Annotated in this window: 10 protein-coding genes; 7 read left to right on the top strand and 3 right to left on the bottom strand. The window is 67.7% G+C overall.

What is annotated here, in order from left to right; all coding sequences use genetic code 11:
* Window positions 1-18: 18 nt before the first annotated feature.
* Window positions 19-3,453, top strand: coding sequence for an NACHT domain-containing protein (locus AB0C38_RS13720; protein WP_360671641.1), 3,435 nt, complete (start codon window positions 19-21; stop codon window positions 3,451-3,453).
* An 8-nt stretch (window positions 3,454-3,461) separates the two neighbouring features.
* Here AB0C38_RS13720 and AB0C38_RS13715 read toward each other — a convergent pair whose 3' ends face one another.
* A complete protein-coding gene (locus tag AB0C38_RS13715; RefSeq protein ID WP_360671638.1) occupies window positions 3,462-5,678 on the bottom strand; it encodes a tetratricopeptide repeat protein in 2,217 nt (738 codons plus the stop codon).
* Window positions 5,679-6,015: 337 nt separating this feature from the next.
* On the opposite strand from AB0C38_RS13715, the gene AB0C38_RS13710 reads away from it, so the two are divergent.
* The 6 genes from AB0C38_RS13710 to AB0C38_RS13685 all read left to right on the top strand — a co-directional run bounded on the left by AB0C38_RS13710 (window position 6,016) and on the right by AB0C38_RS13685 (window position 18,758).
* Complete coding sequence (locus tag AB0C38_RS13710) at window positions 6,016-6,816, top strand: radical SAM protein (RefSeq protein ID WP_360671635.1); 801 nt, start codon at window positions 6,016-6,018, stop codon at window positions 6,814-6,816.
* A gap of 1,928 nt (window positions 6,817-8,744) precedes the next feature.
* Entirely contained in the window at window positions 8,745-9,461 is a 717-nt protein-coding gene (locus tag AB0C38_RS13705; RefSeq protein WP_360671633.1) for a DUF6338 family protein, read from the top strand.
* 19 nt (window positions 9,462-9,480) lie between these two features.
* A complete protein-coding gene (locus AB0C38_RS13700; RefSeq protein WP_360671630.1) occupies window positions 9,481-10,443 on the top strand; it encodes a hypothetical protein in 963 nt (320 codons plus the stop codon).
* Window positions 10,433-13,387 (top strand): CHAT domain-containing protein, encoded by a 2,955-nt coding sequence (locus tag AB0C38_RS13695; protein ID WP_360671627.1) that lies wholly within the window; start codon window positions 10,433-10,435, stop codon window positions 13,385-13,387. Before AB0C38_RS13700 ends, AB0C38_RS13695 begins: the two co-directional genes overlap by 11 nt.
* Window positions 13,384-16,008 (top strand): Clp protease N-terminal domain-containing protein, encoded by a 2,625-nt coding sequence (locus AB0C38_RS13690; protein WP_360671624.1) that lies wholly within the window; start codon window positions 13,384-13,386, stop codon window positions 16,006-16,008. The genes AB0C38_RS13695 and AB0C38_RS13690 overlap by 4 nt, the downstream gene beginning before the upstream one ends.
* Window positions 16,009-16,145: 137 nt before the next feature.
* A complete protein-coding gene (locus AB0C38_RS13685; protein WP_360671621.1) occupies window positions 16,146-18,758 on the top strand; it encodes a tetratricopeptide repeat protein in 2,613 nt (870 codons plus the stop codon).
* 376 nt (window positions 18,759-19,134) lie between these two features.
* On the opposite strand, the gene AB0C38_RS13680 is transcribed toward AB0C38_RS13685, so the two are convergent.
* Window positions 19,135-19,317, bottom strand: coding sequence for a hypothetical protein (locus AB0C38_RS13680; protein ID WP_360671618.1), 183 nt, complete (start codon window positions 19,315-19,317; stop codon window positions 19,135-19,137).
* 476 nt (window positions 19,318-19,793) lie between these two features.
* Window positions 19,794-20,984 carry a S8 family serine peptidase gene (locus AB0C38_RS13675; protein ID WP_360671615.1) on the bottom strand — a complete coding sequence of 397 codons (1,191 nt, stop codon included), beginning with the start codon at window positions 20,982-20,984 and terminating at the stop codon, window positions 19,794-19,796.
* Window positions 20,985-21,099: the final 115 nt, after the last annotated feature.

The following is a 21,099-nucleotide window of genomic DNA, read 5'->3' as shown; positions in this document are numbered from 1 at the left end:
GCCGGGGGCAGCCGATCGATGACCGGACATCACAACGAAATCAAGGACGGGCACTTCACCGGGCCCGTGGTGCAGTCGGGAAGCATCGGGCAGCTGAGCATCCATGTCGGCGGGGAGCCCCCACCGCGGCCACCGCTGACGTCGTGGGACGACCGGCCCGAGCTCACGCCGCAACTGCGGGACGTCCTGACCGCGCAGCACAGCGCGACCGAATCGTTGCCCTACAAGCTGCTCGGCGTCCGGCAACCGGAGCTCACCAAGGTCTACGTGCAGCAGACGATGCGCGCCCAGACCGCCGACCGGGCAGCCGAGCCCGACCGGCGCGCCGGGGAGTCCGAACGCCGCTCCATCGGTGAGCCGGGCGAGCGCACCCTTACCATGACCGAGGCGCTCAACCGCGGTGGGCACCTTATGATCACCGGCGAGCCCGGGGCGGGGAAGTCGACCGTCGGCTACATGTACGTCCAGCAGATCTCGGACTACTGGCTCGGCGCCGGCGAAGGTCCGCCCCCGATCGCCGAACCGATGCTGCCCCTGCGCGTCCCGGCTCGGGCGCTGGCCGAGAACGCGGCCTGGGGCGAGCTGCTGGCCGCCGGGCTGGAGGGCGTGCTAGGGCGGATGCTCGACGAGAAGCCGCGACCCGAACTGCTGACCCGCCGGGCACTGGGCGCCCGCTGGCTCGTGTTCGTCGACGGCCTCGACGAGATTGTCGAACCACAGGCCCGGGCTCAGGTGATCGCCGCGCTCGCCCACCGCATCCGGCGGAGCACCGACCACCGGCTGGTCATCACGACCCGCCCGCTGCCCCACAACGAACTGCTGCCCCTCGAGCGCGCTGGCATCGATACTGTCGAGATCCAACCGTTCAGCCCCGTCGAGCTCGAAGAGTTCGCCCGTGCCTGGTTCCGGGCCCAGAACCCGCTCGGCCCGCCCCGGCAGGCCACCGAGTTCGTGCGGCAGGTCCGGGACAGCCGGCTGCGCGAGCTGGTCCGCAACCCACTCCAGGCCACCATCGCCGCCATCACCCACACTCTCGAGCCTGACCGGCCGCTGCCCAACAGCCGGATCGACCTCTACGAGCGGTTCATGGCGTACCTCTTGGACGAAGGAGTGAGCCGCCGTGACACGTTCGCCGAGCTACGCCACGCGGCCCGGGCCGACCCGGCGCGTCTGGAGCTGCTGGACTGGCTGCGGCAGCACCGCCTCCGCATCGTCGAACACCTGGCTGTCCACCGCCTGGAAACCGAGTCGCCGCTGATCGACGCCGCGGGCAACTGGGTGACCGAGCGGCGATCCGGCCTCGCGGAGGGGTGGCGCGAGGATCTCCGGTCCGTCCTGGGCGGCACCGGTGTCTTCGTATCGTCCGAGGAAGACCTGCGGTTCCGGCACCACTCGTTCGCCGAATTCCTCGCGGCCCGGTCCCGTGCCGGCGAAATCCCCGCCGATTTCCCGGATCTGGAGGAGTGGATCGAACGCGGGCTCAGCGGCGCCAAGCGCGTCTTCGCACTCTTCACCTTCGTGCTGTGGGGCCGCGAGAACCACGACGTCGGCCGGGTCCTGCGGGTGCTCTTGGAGGGCACCGACGAACGCGTGCTCCTCGCCGGGCAGCTGATCAGCGAGGGCGTCGAAGTCGAGGAAGAGCTCACCGCGGCGGTCGTAGAGCGGCTCCTGGACCTGCTGGTCTGCCAAGGTGTCTCGGCCAATGCGTCGAACGACTTGGAGCCGATCGGCGAAGTGCTGGGCCTGTTCATGCCCCAGACGGTGGGGTTGGCGGCCCTCGGCCGGCTCCGTGCGCTCCGGGACGACGCCGATCTGGCTGAAGCGACCCGGATCGAGGCGGCGGCGGTGCACGGCCGCCTCGTCGACGTCGAAGACGCGGCCACGTGGCTCGAAGACTACGTCCGGCAGGCTGGCCTGGCCGGGGCCCACCGAGGTACCGAGGTGCTGCGCGATCTGCTCCCGGACGGCGCCGAACGCGTCGAGAACCTGGTGGTTCGGATCGCCGCGACGACGGACCAAGATCGCGTGCTGACCATGGCGCTGATCCTGTTCCTCCTGGAGGCCGACCGCACCGCGACGGCGGCGAAGATGCTTCGCGACCTGACTGCGAAACTACGCGCCGGCCCGGACGCCGAAGGCGGCATCCTCGGGTACACCGAGAGCGACAGCCGCCTGGCGGACCTCTGGGACGAGGGTGTCGCGAGCTGGGGCGTGCTGGCCGATCTCGCCGCGCGGGCGGGCTGCCACGAGGAGGCGCTGTGGGCCGCACGCCGGGCCTTCGCCTCGGCCGATCCTCGTCCGGGGGAGTTCCGGGACGCCGTGGACGCGATGCTTTCCGCAGGTGGGCCGGAAGCGGTCGAGGAGGTAGTCCGGGCCACCCGCGGACGGCCTGCTCGTCACCTGGTGGAAGCCGCCGAAGCACTGCAGTCCGGGCTGCACTCGGCCATCGCGCTGGAAGTTGCGGGCCGGGTCCTGGCCAACCCGAACGCGCGCGAACCCCAGCTCATTTCGGCGGCCAGGATCTTCACCGCCTGCGACGCCACGGCCGACCTGCTGGAGTTGGTGGGGAGCCTGCCGCACTTCAGTACGTGGCGCCTGATGAAGATTTCTCCCTCGTTTCCCGAAGAGAAACGATACCCGGCGGTTCAGGAATGGGCGCGAGCCGCGCTCGTCGATGGTGCGGTGGACGAATGGGAGTTCTCGACCGCCTGCGAAATGCTGCTCAGCGGGGATGATCACGTGACAGCCCGTGCGGTCTTCGAGGCCGCTCTCGGCCGTGGCCCCGATTTCTGGGCACAAGCGGCCGTGGCACTCTGCGTGTCCGGTCACGATGCCCTGGGGAACGAGCTGATCGCCAAGGTGAATTCCGAAGCGGACGTCGACAAATGGGTCGACGTCGCGGCCGACCTCGTCCAGGGGGAGAAGCACTGTCTGGCGACGGACCTGCTCACCGCGGCGGCGGCGCGGATCGCGGAATGCACCGACTACCGGCAGTGGAAAATCATCGATGTCCTGTCCGAAACCGGTCGGAGGGACGAGGCGATCGAGGCCGCCAAGTGGGCGGTCGTCGACAACCTCGACGGTTTCTGGATGGAACAATGTGTCCAGCTGTGGATCCGGACCGGTGGTGTGGCCGCCGCCGATGACATTCTGGCGGCGGTGCTGAAGCGAGACGTTCGCGCCAGGCAGCGCATGAAGGTCGCGGACGAGTTCGCGAAGGCTGGCTTGCTGGCCCCGGCGATCACAGTCTGGCTGAACGTGCTCCGCCACCACGGTGAGGCTGTCGACCAGGGCATGCTGGCGGCGTCCTGCCTGGTGAAGTGCGGGTACCGCGCCGAGGCGGCCGCGCTGTTGACCGAGGCCCTCGTCGACCAGCGGCTTCCCACCCCGGCCCGCAACCGGCTCCGCGCATTGGAGGCCTGGGTCGCGGCAGACCACGAGCCCACGGGATAGCGTCGTCGTCAGGACAGCGTTCGCCGGATCCGCTCAAGCCGCTCGGCGGCTTCCTGATCGTCGAGACGGGCCAGCCAGTCGGCCGCTTCACGCCCGACATCAACAGCTTCGGCATCGTCTCCGGCCGCCGCCAGCGATTCCGCGAGGTTGTCGAGAACCGAACCGAGCACCCAAGGCGAGCCGGTTTCGCGGGCAATCTTGACCGCCTGCCGGTGGAACGGGACGGCGTCGGCCGGGCGCCCGAGGTCCCGGAACGTCGTGCCGGTTCCGTCGAGTGACCAGGCCAGCCGATCGAGGACGCCCGCGTCCTCGTACACGGTCGTCGCCCGCCGGTAGGACACGAGCGCGTCCTCGTGTCGGCCGGCGAGCCGCTGAATCCGGCCGTAGTCCAGGAGAGCCCAGCCCTCGGTGCGGGTGTCACGCAGTTCGCGGGCGATCTCGACGCCGCGCGCTGCGTCGGCGAGCGCGGCACCGGCGTCACCGAGGTTCGCGGTCGCCCGAGCCACGAAGACCAGAGCGACGAGCTCCACGTGCCGGTTTCCCAGCGCCTGGCCCAGTTCCACGCTGCGTCGCGCCGCTTCGACGGCTTCACGGTGCCGCCGGATCCCGTCGTAGGCCTCGGCCAGGTTGAACAAGGCCGCGGCCTCGCCTTCGACGTCACCCTCGGCGAGTTGCAGCTCCAGCAAGCTTTCGAACCGTTCGGCGGCCTCGCCGAACCTCCGCCGGTGCAGCAGGTTGACCCCGAGGAAATTGAGCACGATCCGCTCACCGTGCCGGTCGTCGAGCTCACCGAAGATCGCCAGCGACTCCTCGGCGCGGGCCGCGGCCTCGTCGAACCGCCCCCGCATCCGCTCGATTTCGGCGAGCGTCGCTAGAAGATCGCCTTCGCCTTGCCGAGCGCCGTCGCGGCGGGCGGCTTCGAGGGCGATGTTCACCACGACGCGCTGGTCATGGATCGGCACGCGGCGCATCGCGGGTTCGGTGGCGAGCGTCAGCTGCCAGGTCACCGTGTCGAGTCCCGACTTGGCCGCGGCCTTGATCGCGGCGAACAGGTTCGGCCATTCGAGATAGCACCACTGGACCGCGGTGTCGTGGTCCGGAAACCGCGGGACGGTGGCCGGTGCGGGTAGCGCGTCGGGCGCCAGCATCCGGCCCCACTGGTGCATGACCGCGCACGCGGCGTACGCCGTGTGCAAGTACCAGGCCAGGATCCGGGCCAGCGCCTCGTACTGCCGCTCCAGCGGCTCTTCGTGATGGACGGCGTCGGTGGCGTAGGCGCGCAGCAGGTCGTGGAACTGGTAGCGATCGGCCGCGGTCTGCTCCAGCATGTGGGCGCCGACGATCGAGTCCAGCAGGTGCCGGGCGGTGGTGACCGGCACCCCGGCGGCCTCGGCCGCGATGTTCGTGCCGAACTCCGCCGTCGGATGCAAGCCGAGCAGACGGAACATCCGCGCCGCCTCGGGCGCGAACGAGCGGTAGGACCAGGCGAACACAGCGTGGACGCCGTCGTACTCTTCGCCGCTGCTTGCCGCCAGTTCGTCCCAGAGCCGGGATTCGTCGCGCAGGTTGCGGATCAGCTCGGCCAGCGGCATCCACGGGCGGGAAGCCGCCCGCTCGGCCGCGATGCGCAACGCCAGCGGCAGCCGGGCGCACAGCCGGGCGAGTTCGGCCAGGTCAGCTGCTTCGTCTCCGGCCCGATAGTCGGTGGTCAGCGTCTGGATCAGGGCCACCGCTTCGATCTCGGGCAGGATTTCGACGGTGACCCGCTGCGCCCCGTCGTGCGCCATCACCCCTTCGAGCCGATCGCGGCTGGTGACGATCGTGCGAGACGCCGAACCGCCCGGCAGCAAGGGCCGGACCTGGCTGATGTGCGCGGCGTTGTCCAGGACGACCAGCACGCGGCGTTCCGCGAGTAGCGAGCGGTAGAGCCCGGCTTTACCTTCGACGTCTTCGGGAATCCGGCCGGACGGGACCGCCAGAGCGCGCAGGAAGCGGTCCAGGGCCTGCTCGGCGGTGACCGGCGCGCCCGGGTCGTAGCCGCGGAGGTTCACATACAGCTGCCCGTCCGGAAACCGGTCCATCGCGCGGTGCGCCCAGCGCAACGCCAGTGCGGTCTTGCCGACGCCTGCCGTCCCCACGATCACGGTCAGCCCGGCCGGCTCGGGACCCAGCAGCACTCGGTCCAGCCGGTCGATTTCGGCCCTCCGGTTGATGAATCCGCGCACGTCACCAAGCAATTGCCGGGGGATGTCGGAATCGGGCGGGCGAGTGCGGTGGAAATGCACCCCTCCACTGACGTCGCGTGCCTGTACGACTTCGGCCGCGCTGCCGGACAGCACCGATCGGGTGCCGTCCTGGGGGACCGGTACCGGGTCGTCGCCAGATCCGTCAGGTCGGGCCATCACTCACCTTGGCAGTGTGCGGGCATCGAGTATATCGGGATCGTCTCCCGCCCGGCGACCAACGCTGCGAGACTGGGACATCCACCGGCCCTCGGAGAGGCAGGGGTAGCTTGTGCGGACTCGGAACGAGCTTGAAGCCGGCGACGACGGAACCGCCCGCGTGGATCTCGTATGGCTCGAAATCACCGGAAAGTGTCAGTTGGTCTGTGTCCATTGCTACGCCGAAAGTGCGCCGGCCGGGCGGCACGGCCCGATGACCTGCGAGGACTGGATCCGCGTCATCGACGAGGCCACCGCTTGCGGCGCACGGAAAGTGCAGTTCATCGGTGGTGAGCCGACCCTGCGGCCCGACCTGCCGGAGCTGGTCGCCTACGCGGCAGCGTCGGGGTTGCGGGTAGAGGTCACGTCGAACCTGGTCCGGCTGTCCGAGCGCATGTGGGCAGCCGTGGCCCTGCCTGGAGTCGAACTCGGGACGAGTTACTACTCGGACGATCCGGCCGAGCACGACGAGATCGTCGGCAGGCGGGGCAGTCACGCCAGGACGACGGCGACGATCAGGATCGCGTTGGCGAGGGACATCCCGGTGAACGTGGGAGTCATCGACGTCCGTCCGGGCCAACGGGTGGCAGGCGCCCAGGAAGCACTTCACGAACTGGGCGTAACTCGCGTGGTGGTGGACCGGTTGAGGCACTTCGGCCGCGGCGCGGCGGGCCGGAGCCCGGAAGTTGCCGAGCTCTGCGGCCGGTGCGCGAAGGACGTCGTCGCGGTGTTGCCCGACGGATCCGTGGTGCCGTGTCCGATGTCGCGCTGGTTGTCGTTCGGGAACGTCCGTGAGGTGCCGTTGGCCACGGTGATCCGTGGGAGTGCAGCCCGCCGGATCAGGGCGGCGATCGCCGACGCGACGGTGTGGACCGGGAACTGCGCATCGGGCAGTCAGGGGGGCGGTGGCTGTTCTCCGTAGCTCGTTCCCGGCTTGACCGGTCCTCATATCGTCTCAGTTGACGGCTGGTTCAGCGGAGCGAATCCTCCACAATGGGACGGTCACCTTCGTCAACAAGAAGGACGGTAGCAACCACACCGTTGCTGCAGCCGACTACGAGCAGCTTTATGCGGCAATCAGAGAGAACCGTCGTTGGCAGTTGCTGCTCGAGGACGGGCGAACTCTTCCCTTCAACGGCATGCTCGATGGATTGCGCAGATGGGCCCGTCGACTGGGGTTCCTGCGCGGCCAACGCAACCGCGCCCTCGAACAGGGCAATCACCAACCTGCGAGACCTGGTCGCGCATCCCACCGGCTATCACCTGGCAACGCCAGTCGACGTAGCCAGGACCCTCCGCGATCTCGCGGAAATCATCAATCACCTTTGGGGCGCGCCAACACCGGGCGGGCGACTGTACCCTGCGCCCATCAAACGCGAAGTAGTCGCTCTCGCGTGGGACGAGGGCGAGACGCAGGTTCACGTAGGACTTGCCTCTGACCTCACCGGCGAACAGCCCCCGGACAAGCCGTGGCGGTGCGCCATCGTGCGCGAGTACACGGCGAGAGTCACCGACCTGCATAGGCCCGAGTCTCTTAGTGGCCCAGACTTTCAGAGATTGAGGCGTGCAGATAGTGAGCAAGATCGTCCTCGGACACTCTGTGGGTTCAAGTCCCTGGCAACACATGCCTTGCATCTCTCTAAACTCCGTGCCTCGGCGTTCGTGTCGGCCTTTGAAGGCTGCCCCGTCGGCAAGCCTACGCATCGTGGTGTCTGTGGGCGCGTGAACCGGATTACGACCCCTTGTTGATCGGCCCAGCGGCGCGTCGGGAGTTCAGCCGCGGCAGGGAACCTCGTGGCGGCTGGATGTTCGAGAGCCAGCCTGCCTCCGATGTGACCGAAGGTAACGCGATCATTGCTCTCGGGATTCGCGGTCCAGCGATCGATTGTGTGATCAGTCCCGGTCGCCGATACCGATGCTGGTTCGCATGGTTAAGCCCCGCGAGTTGGACGTTGGAGTCGTCCGGTTGATGAACGAGTGACCGGCGCGGAACGGCTCCAGACAGCCGTTGACTCAATCCACCAGGTCCTGGGCCTACGAGTCGCCCGGCCTGCGCTGGATCATCCGGGACGCGACCTCAAGTGTGCGAACTTGCGGGGGAGCAGATCGACGTCGACTACGACGTCATCAGCTGGCGCCGGCGCAAAGTGCGTGAGCGACGCAAGTGCCAGCGGCACGGCCCACTGTGCTAAGAAACGAATGAAGAACGGCCGCTACTGACCCCATCGTCGGAGTGGGCAAAAGATCTTCGTCAGAGCGACCGTTCGCCTGCTCACCCCTCCGCGACGAGAGCTACAGGGGTGGTGCGAGCGCTGCTGAGCTTGGCAACACCGCGCCTGGACAGAAAATTCATCCCGCTGGAAGGACCAGCGGACGGTCGGCGAGCAAGCCAGCTGAATGAACGTCCTTCACGCGGATTGTCGGCGTTGTGTGAGTGCCTACCGTAACCGCTGCGTCAGGACGTGCGAGGTGAGACGCGGACATGGTGGGCGCCGATTCTCATGGTGGATCCAGTAACAACAGATGCCCTGCTGCCGACCTCAACACGAAGCTTGTCCAGTCGAAAGAAGCATGGTCCGGTCGAAGTTGGATGCGGGCCTGCTCAATCGCCTGGCATCGGTGGTGGAGGTGGAGGTGGAGGCTTTGTGGTCGAAGTTGACACGCCCCGGGCCTGTTGGGCGGTTTTCTGGCCGAGGTGCGTGCCGGCCTCTTCGTCTTCGAGGTCCGGGTCGTCTAGCGGGTTCATCATTCGCAGCGGCCTCGCCGAAGTGAGTGGAGGACTGGGAGACCTCAAGGTAGCAGAGTTCGCTCACGCCGAAACCCTGGTTATACCGCGGCCACGGAGATAGCATGCCCACTACTTTCGTCTCGCTCGTTGCTTTGGTCGTGCTGGCATTTCCAGGATTCGTCCTGCATCGGCGCTTCCGGCTTCGCAATCCCGAACGAGAGCGTTCAACCCTTGACGAACTGCTGACAATCGTGTTCGCAGGCACTGCCGTGGATGCGGCCGTCGCGGTGATCTTCGTTGTCGGTGCGGTTGTCTTCAAACTTCCTTTGCCGCGGTTCGACAGCCTTGTGTCGGCCCCCTCCGCGTACGTGGCGCAGAACGTCCTCGCCACCACCGCCTGGGCCGCTGCGTTCCTGGCAGCGGCAATCGGGCTCGCTTTCGTCTTGGGCTCGCCTCGTTGGCCAGGACTGGGCGACAAAATCACCCCTGGGGCGATGGCCGGTCGTCGTCGGCGCCACCCGCACCAATCCGCGTGGTGGCTGCTGTTCCACGAGAACCCGGGAAGCAGGATCTACGTGGGGTGCCTGCTCACCGATGGCGGGTATGTCGCCGGGTACTTGCACAGCTTCAGCACGCTGGTGACCGAAAACGGAGACCGGGAGCTGACGCTCGAGGGCGACATCGAATACAGGCCACCCAACGGGTCCGCGGCAGTGCTGTCGAATGTCAACGCCGCATCCGTCAAGGCCGATCACATCCAGCTGCTGACCGTGACGTACGTGGTCCCCGCCGCGGAGGCGCCGGTGGCCGGCGAGGAGGCCGGATCCGATGCCGAGTGACGTTCCCAGGCTGACTCCGGTGGCGGCGTCGGTCATGGCTGATGCGATCGCGGTGGCCAACGGAAACGGAGACCGGGAAACGCTGGCGTCCCACCTGCTTCATGCGCTGGCGGCGGCGGTCCTCGACGGGCGTCCGAGCCGGGCCTGGTCGGTCCTCGACAGCATCGCCGTCGAGATGCCCGATGCGCTTCGGGCCTTGCGACGCGGCAGGAGATGTCCGGACGGTGCATTTCCTGCGCTCTCCGACGAAGTGACCACGGTGCTGCGGATCGCGAGCGGCATGGCGCGGGCGACTGGTGAGGCGGCAGTCGCCACCCACCACGTGCTCGCCGCGCTGGTGGAACTGGATCACGCTCGCGCACTCGACGAGCCGGGCGTCTCCGCGGATCTGCTCCTGGCTCGTGGCGCGGCGATCGAGGTGGCCGACGATCTCATCGAGGAGTCGCGTCCCGTTCCGATCGATCTGGCTGCCGAGGTGCCGGCCCCGCCCAGCCCTGACGACTTGAGCCGCCGCACCACCGGACGTCGGTCCGCGCTTTTTTCCCGCTTGGTCACGATCGGCCTGCCGACCGGGCGGCGGAGCAGCACACCCCTGGGACGCAGGCGAGTCAAGCAGTACCTGCTGGCCTGGGCAGTCCAACAGGTGACGACCTACGGCAGCATCCCGGTGATCGTCCAGCACGCGGTGGTGACGGGCAAGTGGTGGGAGCTCCTGCTGACTTTGCCGTTCGCGCTCGGCGCTGCGGGGGCCGGGATTTCGGTCCAGGTCCTGTCCCGCGTCCTCGTGGCCCTGCTCGCGCCGCCCTTGGTCTCGGTGCTGGCCCTGGTCAACTTGGCCGGCGTGCTCGGCCAGACACACCTGATGGTCTGGTTCGGCCGAGTCGAGCACGGTGAGCCCCGGAGCCGGTCGTCGGCGTTGTGGCGCACTTACTGGAAGGAGTCGCAACGACTCCAGGCGGAGGTGAGGAGCAATGGGTTCTGATCCTGACCTCGACCGGTGGCCGTCGACGGAAGAGCACGCGATCCACTGGCTTCGCAGTCGCGGAGGTCCGGAAGAACAGAAGCTGGCCGATCAGGAGTCGGTCGCGGACCTCGCGCTGGTCATCCGGAAGTTCGGCCTGTTCGACGAGCTGACCCTGGAGTGCTTTCCCGCGGTCTTCAGGCATGCGAAGTCGTTACGCCGTGCTCGTACCGACTCACGGCGTATCGGCGCCCTGGGGGCCGATCTGGCATGGGAAAACGATCACGACCAGGTTTGGGGACCCTTGCGGTTCCGGCTCGTGCTCGTCGTCGCGATCATCGCTGCCGGCTGGCTGATGGGCGCCGGCTGGTGGCAGTCCCTGGTGTTGTGCGCGACAGTTCCGTTCCTCGGCCGTCGAACGGTGATCGCCACCTGCATCACCGGTCTCGCGGTCGCTTTCGGACCGGCGACCTGGTGGGTCTGCCTGATTGCGTTGATCGTGTTGACGGCGGCCGTCCACGCGCACGGCCTGTACACCCTCCTTGGCCGAGCCTGGACGGAGCGAGGGCCCTTCCTGGGATTCCTGCCGGTGCGAATGGCCGGTGCGCTCGCCCTGCGTCGCAAGTTGTCCGCGTTCGCGACCGCCGTGGATGTTTCCGGCGCCGATCATTCCGACGTGGCGGAAGCCTTCATCGAATCCCTTGGCGCAGTCCCCCCTCCGCTGGCGCCCGTGGTGGACATGTGCCGCGCCGGGGTGGCGCTCCAGCAGGGCGAGTTCGCTGCTGCGGTGGCGGCGGCCGGCCGAGCGCGGGCGACGGCGCAGCCGGGGCCTTCGGGCATCGCTGGCTGGTGTTCGCTACGGCTGGCCGCCATTCTCCTCGCCAGCGGCCGGGACGACGACGCCCACGCGATGCTGACCGAGGCGGAGAAGCATCTGGGTGGCCGCCGGGCCCGAAGGTGGCGGATGCTGACGGAACTTCAGCTCATCGAACTTGACACGAACCGCCCCGGCAGCGACCTGGTCGGTCTTCTCGCTCGCATCCATCGCCTGCGACTGGCCGGCCAGCGTCGGCATCTCCGCGACGTGCTGATCCGCTCCGAGACCTGGCTCGCGCGGCTGATGCTCAGGTACGGCGCGAGCGATCACGTCCGGTGGACGATCGATCGGTTCGTCGGTCCGGCGGACGGCCGCGGCGAGATGACGCGCACTCGAGACGAGACCGCTGCGGGCCTGTTGATGCGCGCCGCGGCGCACGTCGACAACCCCGAGGCATCGGAACGCGTCGCCGCCGATGCGAACGCCGCGCTCGCGCTCGTCGATGCGGCACGCCGGCCGCTGGCGGCGGTCAACGCGCAGGTGGTCCTGGCGCGGCTACGTGAACGAGAAGGCCGGCTGCGGGAAGGGGCGGCACACGCTGTTGCCTCCCTCATCGTGGCGAACCGTGCTCGCTATCAGCTGCCTTCGAGCCGGTGGCGAGCGCAATGGTCGGTCCGACAGGTCGATGCCTTCGCGACCGCACTGCGCCTGGCCGGCTCGACCGGCGACAGTGCGTTCGTGGCCGAAGTCATCGAACTGGCGCGCGGGGAGGTACTGCCGGCCGACGTTCCGGCCGTCGAGGCCGGGCTGCTGTCGATTCTGGACCTCACCGCTGAACAGGTGATGTCGGCAGATGCCACGGAAGTGTCCCGCGAAGAGGCTGACGCTGCCTTCGCCCGGGTGGGGTTCAGCCCCGTAGCGCGCCCTCCGGTGGCGCGGATCCGCTCGGCCCGACACTCGCTGGGCATCGAAGAACCGGGGTTGGCGACGTTCGACCTGGAACGAGAACTCCTGGCGACGGCAGGGCGATGCTGGTACTGGAGCGCCGTGATCGTGGCCTCCTGCTACCACTGGGCGGTGCGTGATCCCGCTGGGCGCTGGTCGCACGGATCTGCCGAACTGGGACCCGCGACCCTCGGCGGGACAGCTCTGGCCGAGCTTGCTGCCGCGCTGCCGATCGCCGTCGAGGGGGAAACACCGGAAGAGGTGCACGGCAGGGTCCTCGCCGGGCCGCTGGGGCGCTCCGGACGGCCGTCAAGGGAATACGAGCTCTTGCTGGCAGTCGGTCACGCGATCCTCCCGCCTGTTCTGCGTGACGGGTTGATGGCCGAGCGGTCCGCCGACCGCAAATTGGTGGTGTCACTGCCGGCCGCCCTCGGCCATGTCTCGGTCGGCTGGCTGCCGTTGTCGTCGTCCTCGGATCTTCGGGTCCTCGAGATGGCTTCTGTTGTGCACCTTCCGGCTTGGGCGGTAGTGACCCGCGCACGGTCGGGGCGCCGGCGTCCTCTTCGGACTCACTGGCCGATGAGACTTGGCTTGGTCAATCCCGGGGGTAGCGAAGACATCGTGACGATGGGTACTCCGCCGCGCGTCGCTGAAGCCGTCACAACACGCCCGATGACCAAGACGGACGTCCGGCTGGCGCTCGAGTCGCTTTCCGCGGGGGATGAGTGGCTGCTTTACCTCGCCGGCCACATGGTGAGCGCACCGGACGACAGCAGCCGGCACGGGCTCGGTCTCGCCGGTGATCGGTTCGAAGGCCTGTTGACCCTGCGCGACCTGGTCGGTGTCCATCCCGACGGATCGTCGCGGTATCCCGTTCCGGCTCGGGTGCTCAGCGTCGGTTGCGACACCATGGGGGTCGTGTCGTCCGCACGGCAGGACGGTGCATCGGCCAACGAATGGCTGGGTTTCGGCGCCGCGCTGCTGCTCGCCGGTGTCGACGGCGTCTGCTGCACGGCGTACACGGTGTTCGAGAACAAGGCGCTGCTCGCGGTGACGAACTTGCTGGCAGAAGCGCTCGTCGCGGCGCCGGACGCGGCAATTGCCGTCGCCGGCGTGCAGCGTGCGCTGCTGGACCGCTGGCGACGGACGGGTCGTGGGCTGCCGGTGTTGTGGCAATCTTTCGTCTACATCGGTCAGGGGTGATCGTGCTCCGCTCGGCTGTCGTCTGGGGAGGGGGAATCGTCGCATTGCTCATGTGGAACGGCTCGGCGAATCCCTGGCTGTCGCTCGTGGTTGCCGCAGTAGGGTTGCTCGGCACGTCCTGGTGGCCGCTCACCATCGGTGTAGCCGTGACCGGATGGTTCACGTTGGATGCGCCGATCCTGGCACTCGCTGTGGCGTTCCTGTATCGCCTTGTCTACGCCGATCGGATTCGGACGCTCTGGATCGGTCTGGCCGACCGGCTGCGGACGCGGCGCGCGCTCAGTTTCGCCAGCCGCGCCTTCGGCTTGGACCTGCGTGGCCCACGACGTTCAGTGCGGCACTGGATCGCTCGCGCGAAAGCGACGTCGATCCAGCATGTTCCGGCTCCTCCCGTCCGGTGCCGGCACGGCGGTGCCGGGCACTATCGGGAGGGGGACCAGATGATGCGGGACGGCCGGTCGTCCGACGCGTTGATGAGCTACCTCGAGGCACTCCTGAGCCATCCCGCCGAAGGGATTTGCGGTCAAGTTCTCCTGGCCAGGGCCGCTGAGGCGGCGTTGGAGGTCAAAGCACCCCTGGTAGCAGCGGAACTGGCGGCCAGGGCCGCCACCGGGATTTCCGATCGCCCGGTTCTCCGATGGGCGACGCTGGCGGCGCGCACGAAGGCGTTGCAGGCACGGGCGGCTGCGGACCTGGGAAGGCTCGAAGACGCGAACCAGTTGATCCGCGCCGCGCAGCGCATTCCACACAAGAACCGCTCCACGGACCGGTTCGTGCGGATGAGCGCGGTCATGGTGTTCCTCCGGTCCCGTGACGCGCTGAACGCGGAAATGGCCAGGGATGCGATCAGCGGTGAGACTGCCCAGCAGCTGTCCCGCCCCAGCCCGTACGAACTGGCCTTCCTGTTGTTGTTCTGGGGCGACGAACTCCGCCGTCGTGGCGACCTGGAGCTGGCGTCCGAGCACTACGAATTCGGGATCTCCCACGCCGCGTCCGTGGCCTCGGACATGGTGACGAGCGGCTTGGCGGACCCGCATTACCGCCGAGCCGTCTCGATCCTGCTGGCCACCTGGTGCGGCCGGCTCGAGTGTCCCGGCACCCTGGGCGACGAAGACGAATTCCCGGCTGCGGCGGACTCGGCGGTGAGGGTCGGCGACCACCTGCTCGCCAGCAGGCTTTTCCTCGCCGATCCGCGGGTCCGCGGTCATGAGGGTCTCGAAGAGTTCATCCGGAGCCCACTGCCGCCGTGGACGTTCGCCGACGACCACCTTCGGAGCGGTCGGAACCAGGTCGACGCCGGGTTGTCCGGTCTGGTCGTGAATCCAGGCGATCGAAAGGCCGCGGAGGCTCGCGCTGCGGAGCTTTTCGGCGCACTCGCCGAAAAGCACCCTTCGATATTCGCCGCAGCCGCCGCACGCGTTCGCGGAACGGCCGGCCTCGAGACGCCGGAGGAGCCGCCCGCTTCTGCCGGTGGGGTGGCAGCGCAGCCTGAGCGGGAACTCCCCATCGTGCGGGCCTCTCGAGAGCGACTTCGTCGCCCGGTTCTCGCCGACGTCCGGGTACCGTCCTGGATCATCGCCGCCGAGGAGCTGGTCAACGGCCCTTGCCCGGTGCTCCGACGAGCCTGGGAGATCGGCCGGGTTCGAGGACACCACTTGCTGGGCGTCGAACACCTGTTCCTGGCTGCTTTGTCCGACAGCGAGTGCCGTGAGGCGGCTGTGGCGGCAGGAATCACCGCGAACGCCGTCGACGAGGTGCTCCGGATGGTCACGAATCCGGATGGCACGCCAGGCGGTCTGACCCAGTCGGCGCGTGCCGTGCTGGCGGGCAGTGCGATTCGGGCGTTGCACGCGGGTGTTGCGCTCGTACGCCCGCCTCACGTCGTGCTGTCGGTACTCGATGCGGCTCCATCAGCACTGATTCCCCTTTGCGCCGGGGAAACGACAGATGAGGTGGCCGTCCGGCTGCACCACGGAGCGGGACGCTGCCGGTCAGAGCCGCGACAGCAGCTCGGCCTGGGGGGAGCGTTCAGCGCGCCGGCGCGCGCCGCGCTGGCGACCGCGGTCGACGCGGCGGGCGGCACGGTGGTGAGCGTGGGCGCGCTGGCCAGTGCCGTCGTGGATGCGCCGACGGCACCGCCTTCGGTCCGGGCACGGGCGAAGGGCTTTGAACGACGCGGAGCAACCGCTGGGGGAGGACTGACTTCGCCGCTCTGGACGCCTCGTCTGCGGCACGCCTTGCTCACCGCCGGGGCGGCCTGCGCGCGATGGGCCCGCGGTGTGGATCTCATGGATCTCCTCGACGCGATGGCGGAGGCCGAGCGGTCGCCATGCCCCGCGCGGGAACGCGACGCACCGGTGCCGGACGGACAACTGCACCGCGTCCTCACCGGCGCTGCTGCTTTGGCCCGGGCCGACGGGCTTGACTTCGTCGGCCCGGAACACCTCGGGAGGAGTCTGCGGACCGGGGCGGTGCTCGAACCCGGCACCGGGCCGTGGCTGGTGTTCACCCCCATGGCGAAACAGCTACTGGCCCGCGCTGCCACTGTTGCCGGAAGGAAGACCTTGACGGTCGGGAGCCTCCGCGCCGCACTTGACGAAGCGGAGGCGAAGCAATGCTGAGGTGCACCCACAGCCCGCCGGACGCCGACTTGGTGAGGAAAGCGGCCTGCCAGGGCCGGTTCGGTGAAGCACTGGAAACGGGAATCGACTTCTTGGCCGGCCACCGGACAGGAACCGTCTGCCGCTGCGTCTTCGCCATGGATCTCGTCGAACTGGCCCTGGTGGTCGGGCAATACCCGATCCTCGAAGCCCTGTTCGAGGTCGTCATGGACGACGACGTCCAGTACCTGCCCCGCCGTGTGCGAACGAGAGGGCCGCTCATCGGTGTCCTGGCCGACATCCGAGACGGGCACACGGACGAGGTCGCCGACGACATCCGTGGGGCACGCGGCCGCGTCCCCCGGCCACTCGATTTCCGCCTGACCGTGGCCGAGGCAGCGGTGCGCGCCGGGCTGGAGCCGAGTCGGATCCCGAGGGTTCCTGCCCGCCTGCGGACACCCCGGGCCCGCTCCGCCGCGGTGGGCCTCGGACTCGCGTTTGTGGAACGGAACGACCAGGACCGGGGACGAAGCTGGCTGACCTCGGCCGCGGAAGAGGTCGAACGAGCTTGGGGAGGAAAGCCGGACTCTCTTCCCGAGACACTGGCCGGTGCTTTCGACACGTGGACGTGGGCGCGTGCGCTTCTCGGCGTCGCACAGACCGGACCGGACGCGAGGTGGCTGGTCGACCGCCTGCCGGCCTGTGCCCGGTTCTTCTCGGAGACCGGCCATCCCCGTTGGGCGGCCAAGGCTGAAACACTTCTCGCCGGGTATCACGAGCGGGCAGGCAATCACGTGATCGCCGCCCGGCTGGCTGGGCAAGCGATCACGCGTTGGGAGACCCGGTTCCTCGAGGTCGGCTCGCTCGCCGCGATCCGCGAATGGCGAGCGATCGGCAGAGAGGCCGCCAAGATCGGCCTGTCGGCCACAACCGGCGGCGGCGACCGACGGGTTTTCCTCGAGTTCGAACCCCGGACCGGCTGGTTGGGAGAGCCCGCCAAGGCCGACGAGCGTGCAGTCCGGTCGGCCGCGCGCGTCCGTCGTCTCTTCCGCTCCGACGACGTCCGATCCACATATATCGAGATGCTCGGCCTCGCCTGTGAGACCCTTGATGCAGGTGGTGCCGGAGGGCCGTTGATCGATGAACTGGTCGAGATGCTCCGGGAAGACGTCGCCGAAGGCCGGCCGCCCACCCTGCTCGCCCGCGCGTTGACACTCCGCGCCCACCACCGTCACACGTCCGGGTTACCACGAGCAGCGTTGGCAGACGACGTCGAGGCCAGGGCATTACTGGTGGATACCGGCGACGCGGAGGAGATCGGCCGCGCCGACGAGTACCTCGAGCAGCGGCTGGACGCCCTTGTCGACAAAGGTGACTGGACAGCGGCTGTCCGGACTGCCGTTGCCTTCGACGGCAGCGAAATCGATCCGACGGGACACGTCGAAGGCCAAGCCCGGCTCCGCGGTCGCGACGACGTCGTCGAGCAGGTGGCCGCGTTTCGCGTCGAGCTCGCCCGAGAAGGGAATCCCCGGGAGCTGGTGGCCGCCCTTTCGGAATGGGCGGTCAGCCGGGAGCGTCTTGGGGCCGGAGCCGGTACACCGGTCTTCACCGAGGCGATTGCGCTGGCCGAAGCGCTTCCCGGCCACGCCGAGGAAGACCTCGCGGCTCTCGTCGAAGTCCGGCTCGTCGCCGCGCGATACCGAGCCGACCCTGAACTGGGACTCTTGTTGCGTCGCGTGCTAGGCGGCCCCTTCGCGCGGCTCACGGTGCTCGCCGAGCTGACCGACACTGTTGCCGGTGACAGCGACCTGGACCCGAACACGGCGGTGGATCTGCTCGTCGAGGCAGCTGAGCGCTTGCTGGCAGCCGGGCCACCGGCCGGCCGGGGCGTCGCGTGGACGACCAATCAAGTCATGCGCTGGGCAGCTGCCATGCACAGACTGCACGCGCCGCTGTCCGCAGCTGACCTGTATCGGGCGCTCACCGGGCTTCCTGGACAACTCGGCTTTCTCGCTGTCTCCGCCCACCGCAATCTCGCGGAGGCTCTCGCCGACGCTGGAGAGGCCGAAGCCGCAGTAGCAGCAGCGAAGAAGGCGGTGGAGCTGGACCCCGAATCGGCAGGGGGGCGCCTGATCCTGGGCAGGACTCTCCTCGAATGCGCCCGGCTACAGGAGGCGAAGGAGGAGCTCGACGTCTCGTTGCAGCTGGAGCCCGCCAGTTCCTACGGGCACAACCTGCGCGCGAAGGTCCTGCACAAATTGGGCAACATCGAAGGTGCCCTCGTGGACCTGGCCGAGGCAGTCCGGCTGGCACCGGGCTACCAGTCGGCCGCGGTCGAGTACTCACGGCTATTGCGGGGGGCCGGCGAGAACGACGCAGCTTTGGCGGCGCTGGACGCGGTTGCAGCAGGACGATCTGCATCCTCATGGACGCGCTACGTATATGGGCTTGCCTTGGCCGCTGCCGGCGACCGCCGCGAAGCCGGGGAGTTCTTCCGGGATGCCTACGAGCTCGCTGTGATCCCGGTACGCGCTGCAGGAGGACTGAAGCGAGCTGGCGACCCCAACCTGGGCGTATTCCTGCTGGCGCTCGGCGATGAGGGAGCCATGTACGAAGTTCGTGCCGCACTGGGGCCAGGAACCCCCGACTGGCTGCTCGAGGATGTGATCGAGGATTTCCAGGAGATCGCCGCCGTGCTGCCTGAACGGAAGGAGACCGCCGACGAGATCGTCGCATTCATCAGCGATCTGCGATCGTCCAGGAAAAAGTGACTGACTTCAACCGGAAGATTCGAGCTTCGCGACCCGTGGACAAGGGACGGCGATGTACTGTGGTGAACTATTATCAAGGCAGAGTCTATGAACGGGTTCTCGACGATGCCCAGCCCGTTGTTGCGCGTCGGCCACGCACACTGCACCCAGACTCTGCTGCACTTGCACCACGGGTGCGATAGCGAATCAAGCCGACCGAAGCGGCTTCGTTGACCGGGTGCCTCGTGAACGCGGAGGTGTTGCCATGGCGACCGGTAAGAGCGCGGGGAATGTCGAGGTGACGGCACCGGTTGGCCGTCAACACCTGGTTGGTCCGACTCGACCACTTCCGGAGGAGTGATCATCGGTCGGTGCAGCGGGGCGCTCGAGCGGTCCTTCAGCCGGTCGATGCCCGTGTCTCGTAGTGGTGTTTCCACCGGTAGAACACGGTGGGGCTGACGCCGTAGTAGCGGAAGGTCGCCGCGACGTTGCCGCTGACTTCTTCGGCGTGACGCAGGACGGCCAGGCGCCGGTTCGCGCGCCTGACCAGGTCCTTCTCAGTCCGTACTCGCTCAGCCATGAGCCTCCCTTGAAGGGACCCGGACTGTCAACGATCTCTGTCAGTTTCGAGTTGCGGGTGCGTGGGCGGCGATCAAGACTGTGCGGAGGTCGCCTTCGTCAGGCTGTTGATAGGCGGTGTCGTTGGGGAGGGAGTACCTGCAGCCGCCGCCGAGTCGCCAGTGCGCAGTGACGACGTGGATCTTCGCGAGTCGGATTTCTGCGGTTAACCTGCTTCCCGTGATATCGGTGCCCTCTGGTATGCCTTGAGAATGTTTGTCAAGGGGCGGAACTGTCGTTGAATTTGCTTATCGGCTCGAGTTTGCGCTGGCAGGCAGGGCTCGGCGACCTGCGGCTGCTGCTGGAGTAAGTTGCCTGGTAGTGGGCGCGGGTAGATGCGCTGTTGTAGTGGACGGAGGTGGATTCCACGACAAAACTCAGGCTGTCGATCGTCCATCACGCTCGTTCGCTACCGGAATTTGTTGAATTCTGCGGGCCTTAATCCTGAGGTGCCTGCACCACTCCGTTGCCGACATCGACGGGATTGAATCCGGGTTCCAGGTCGGTGGTGACTGCCGAGCCAACAAGTCGGTCAGTGAATCGCTGCTGCGAAAACTGGCGCGACTTCATCAGCTTTTCCGCCCAAAGGGCAGCAATACCGGCGACGTGCGGGGTAGCCATGCTGGTACCGCTCATCGTTGTCAGGCCGCCGCCCGCTCGTGCCGATAGAATGTCGATGCCCGGTCCTGATATGCGCGCGCCACAGTTCGAGAAACTTGCGATGCTGAGTCCGCGCGAATTCCGCCCTACCGCAGCCACCGAGATGATGCCGTCGGCTGCCGCCGGCGGGCTTGCCGCGATGACGAAATCGGGGTCTTCGTCTCGTCTGCTCTCGTTGCCTGCGGCGGCGACCAGCAGACATGGTCCGGTGAAGCTGCTTCGGGCTTGGATCAGCGATCCGAGCCGCTCGAAAAGCAGGATGTTCGCACGGTAGCCCTCCAATGCCATCGAGGTCGCGAGTTCGATGGGGATGCCCTGGTTGTTGAGGTCGGCAACCAGGCCTGGAAAGTCGATTCCCAGCGACATCGAGATGACGTGGGCTCTGTTCTCGATTGCCCACTCGATGGCCGCCAGGATGACATCGCTGGTGCCGCCGTTGCGTCCTAGTACCTTACCGACAAGGGCGGTGTGGATACCTGGGGCCACACCGATCCGCTCGCCGTCGACGTTGCGACCGAATATCGTGCCCGCGCAATGCGTTCCGTGCCCGTGGGTGTCGCCGTCGCTCTCGTCGGTGAAGTTCCGCTGCGCCAGATCGATACCGCTGAACGCCGGATGCGAGGCATCAATGCCGGTGTCGAGGACGGCGATCGTGACGCCCTCGCCGGTGAACGGTGAGGTTTTCGCACCTACTGCCCCGATGCCCCACGTCGCACCGCTCGGTCCCGCGGGTGCGGCGCCGGTGAGTCCCACCGGGGCGATGAGTTTCACGGGTACGACCGGTGCGATGGCCGCAACGTCGCGGTGTCCGTTGATCTCCGCGACTTGGCGCGCCGTGAGCACATCCACTTCGATCGAGATGGGCCGTCTTGCCGCAGCGGTGGTCGACTCCGTGGACCCACGGGTTCGTCGCGACTCGACCTGTCTCAAGATCACGTATTTTGACGTCAGCATGATCCTTGTCTCCATCGGCAGCTTACAGACTAGCGAATTATGGTCACTGTCGTTCCATGGTCCAGGCAAGTGGAGGGTCCGGCGAACTCGAGATCACCTCACCGGTCTCGTTCGAGTTGGTGACTTACGT

The organism is Amycolatopsis sp. NPDC048633, assembly GCF_040650695.1.
Classification (GTDB): domain Bacteria; phylum Actinomycetota; class Actinomycetes; order Mycobacteriales; family Pseudonocardiaceae; genus Amycolatopsis.
This window is presented reverse-complemented; position numbering and strand designations above follow the sequence as displayed.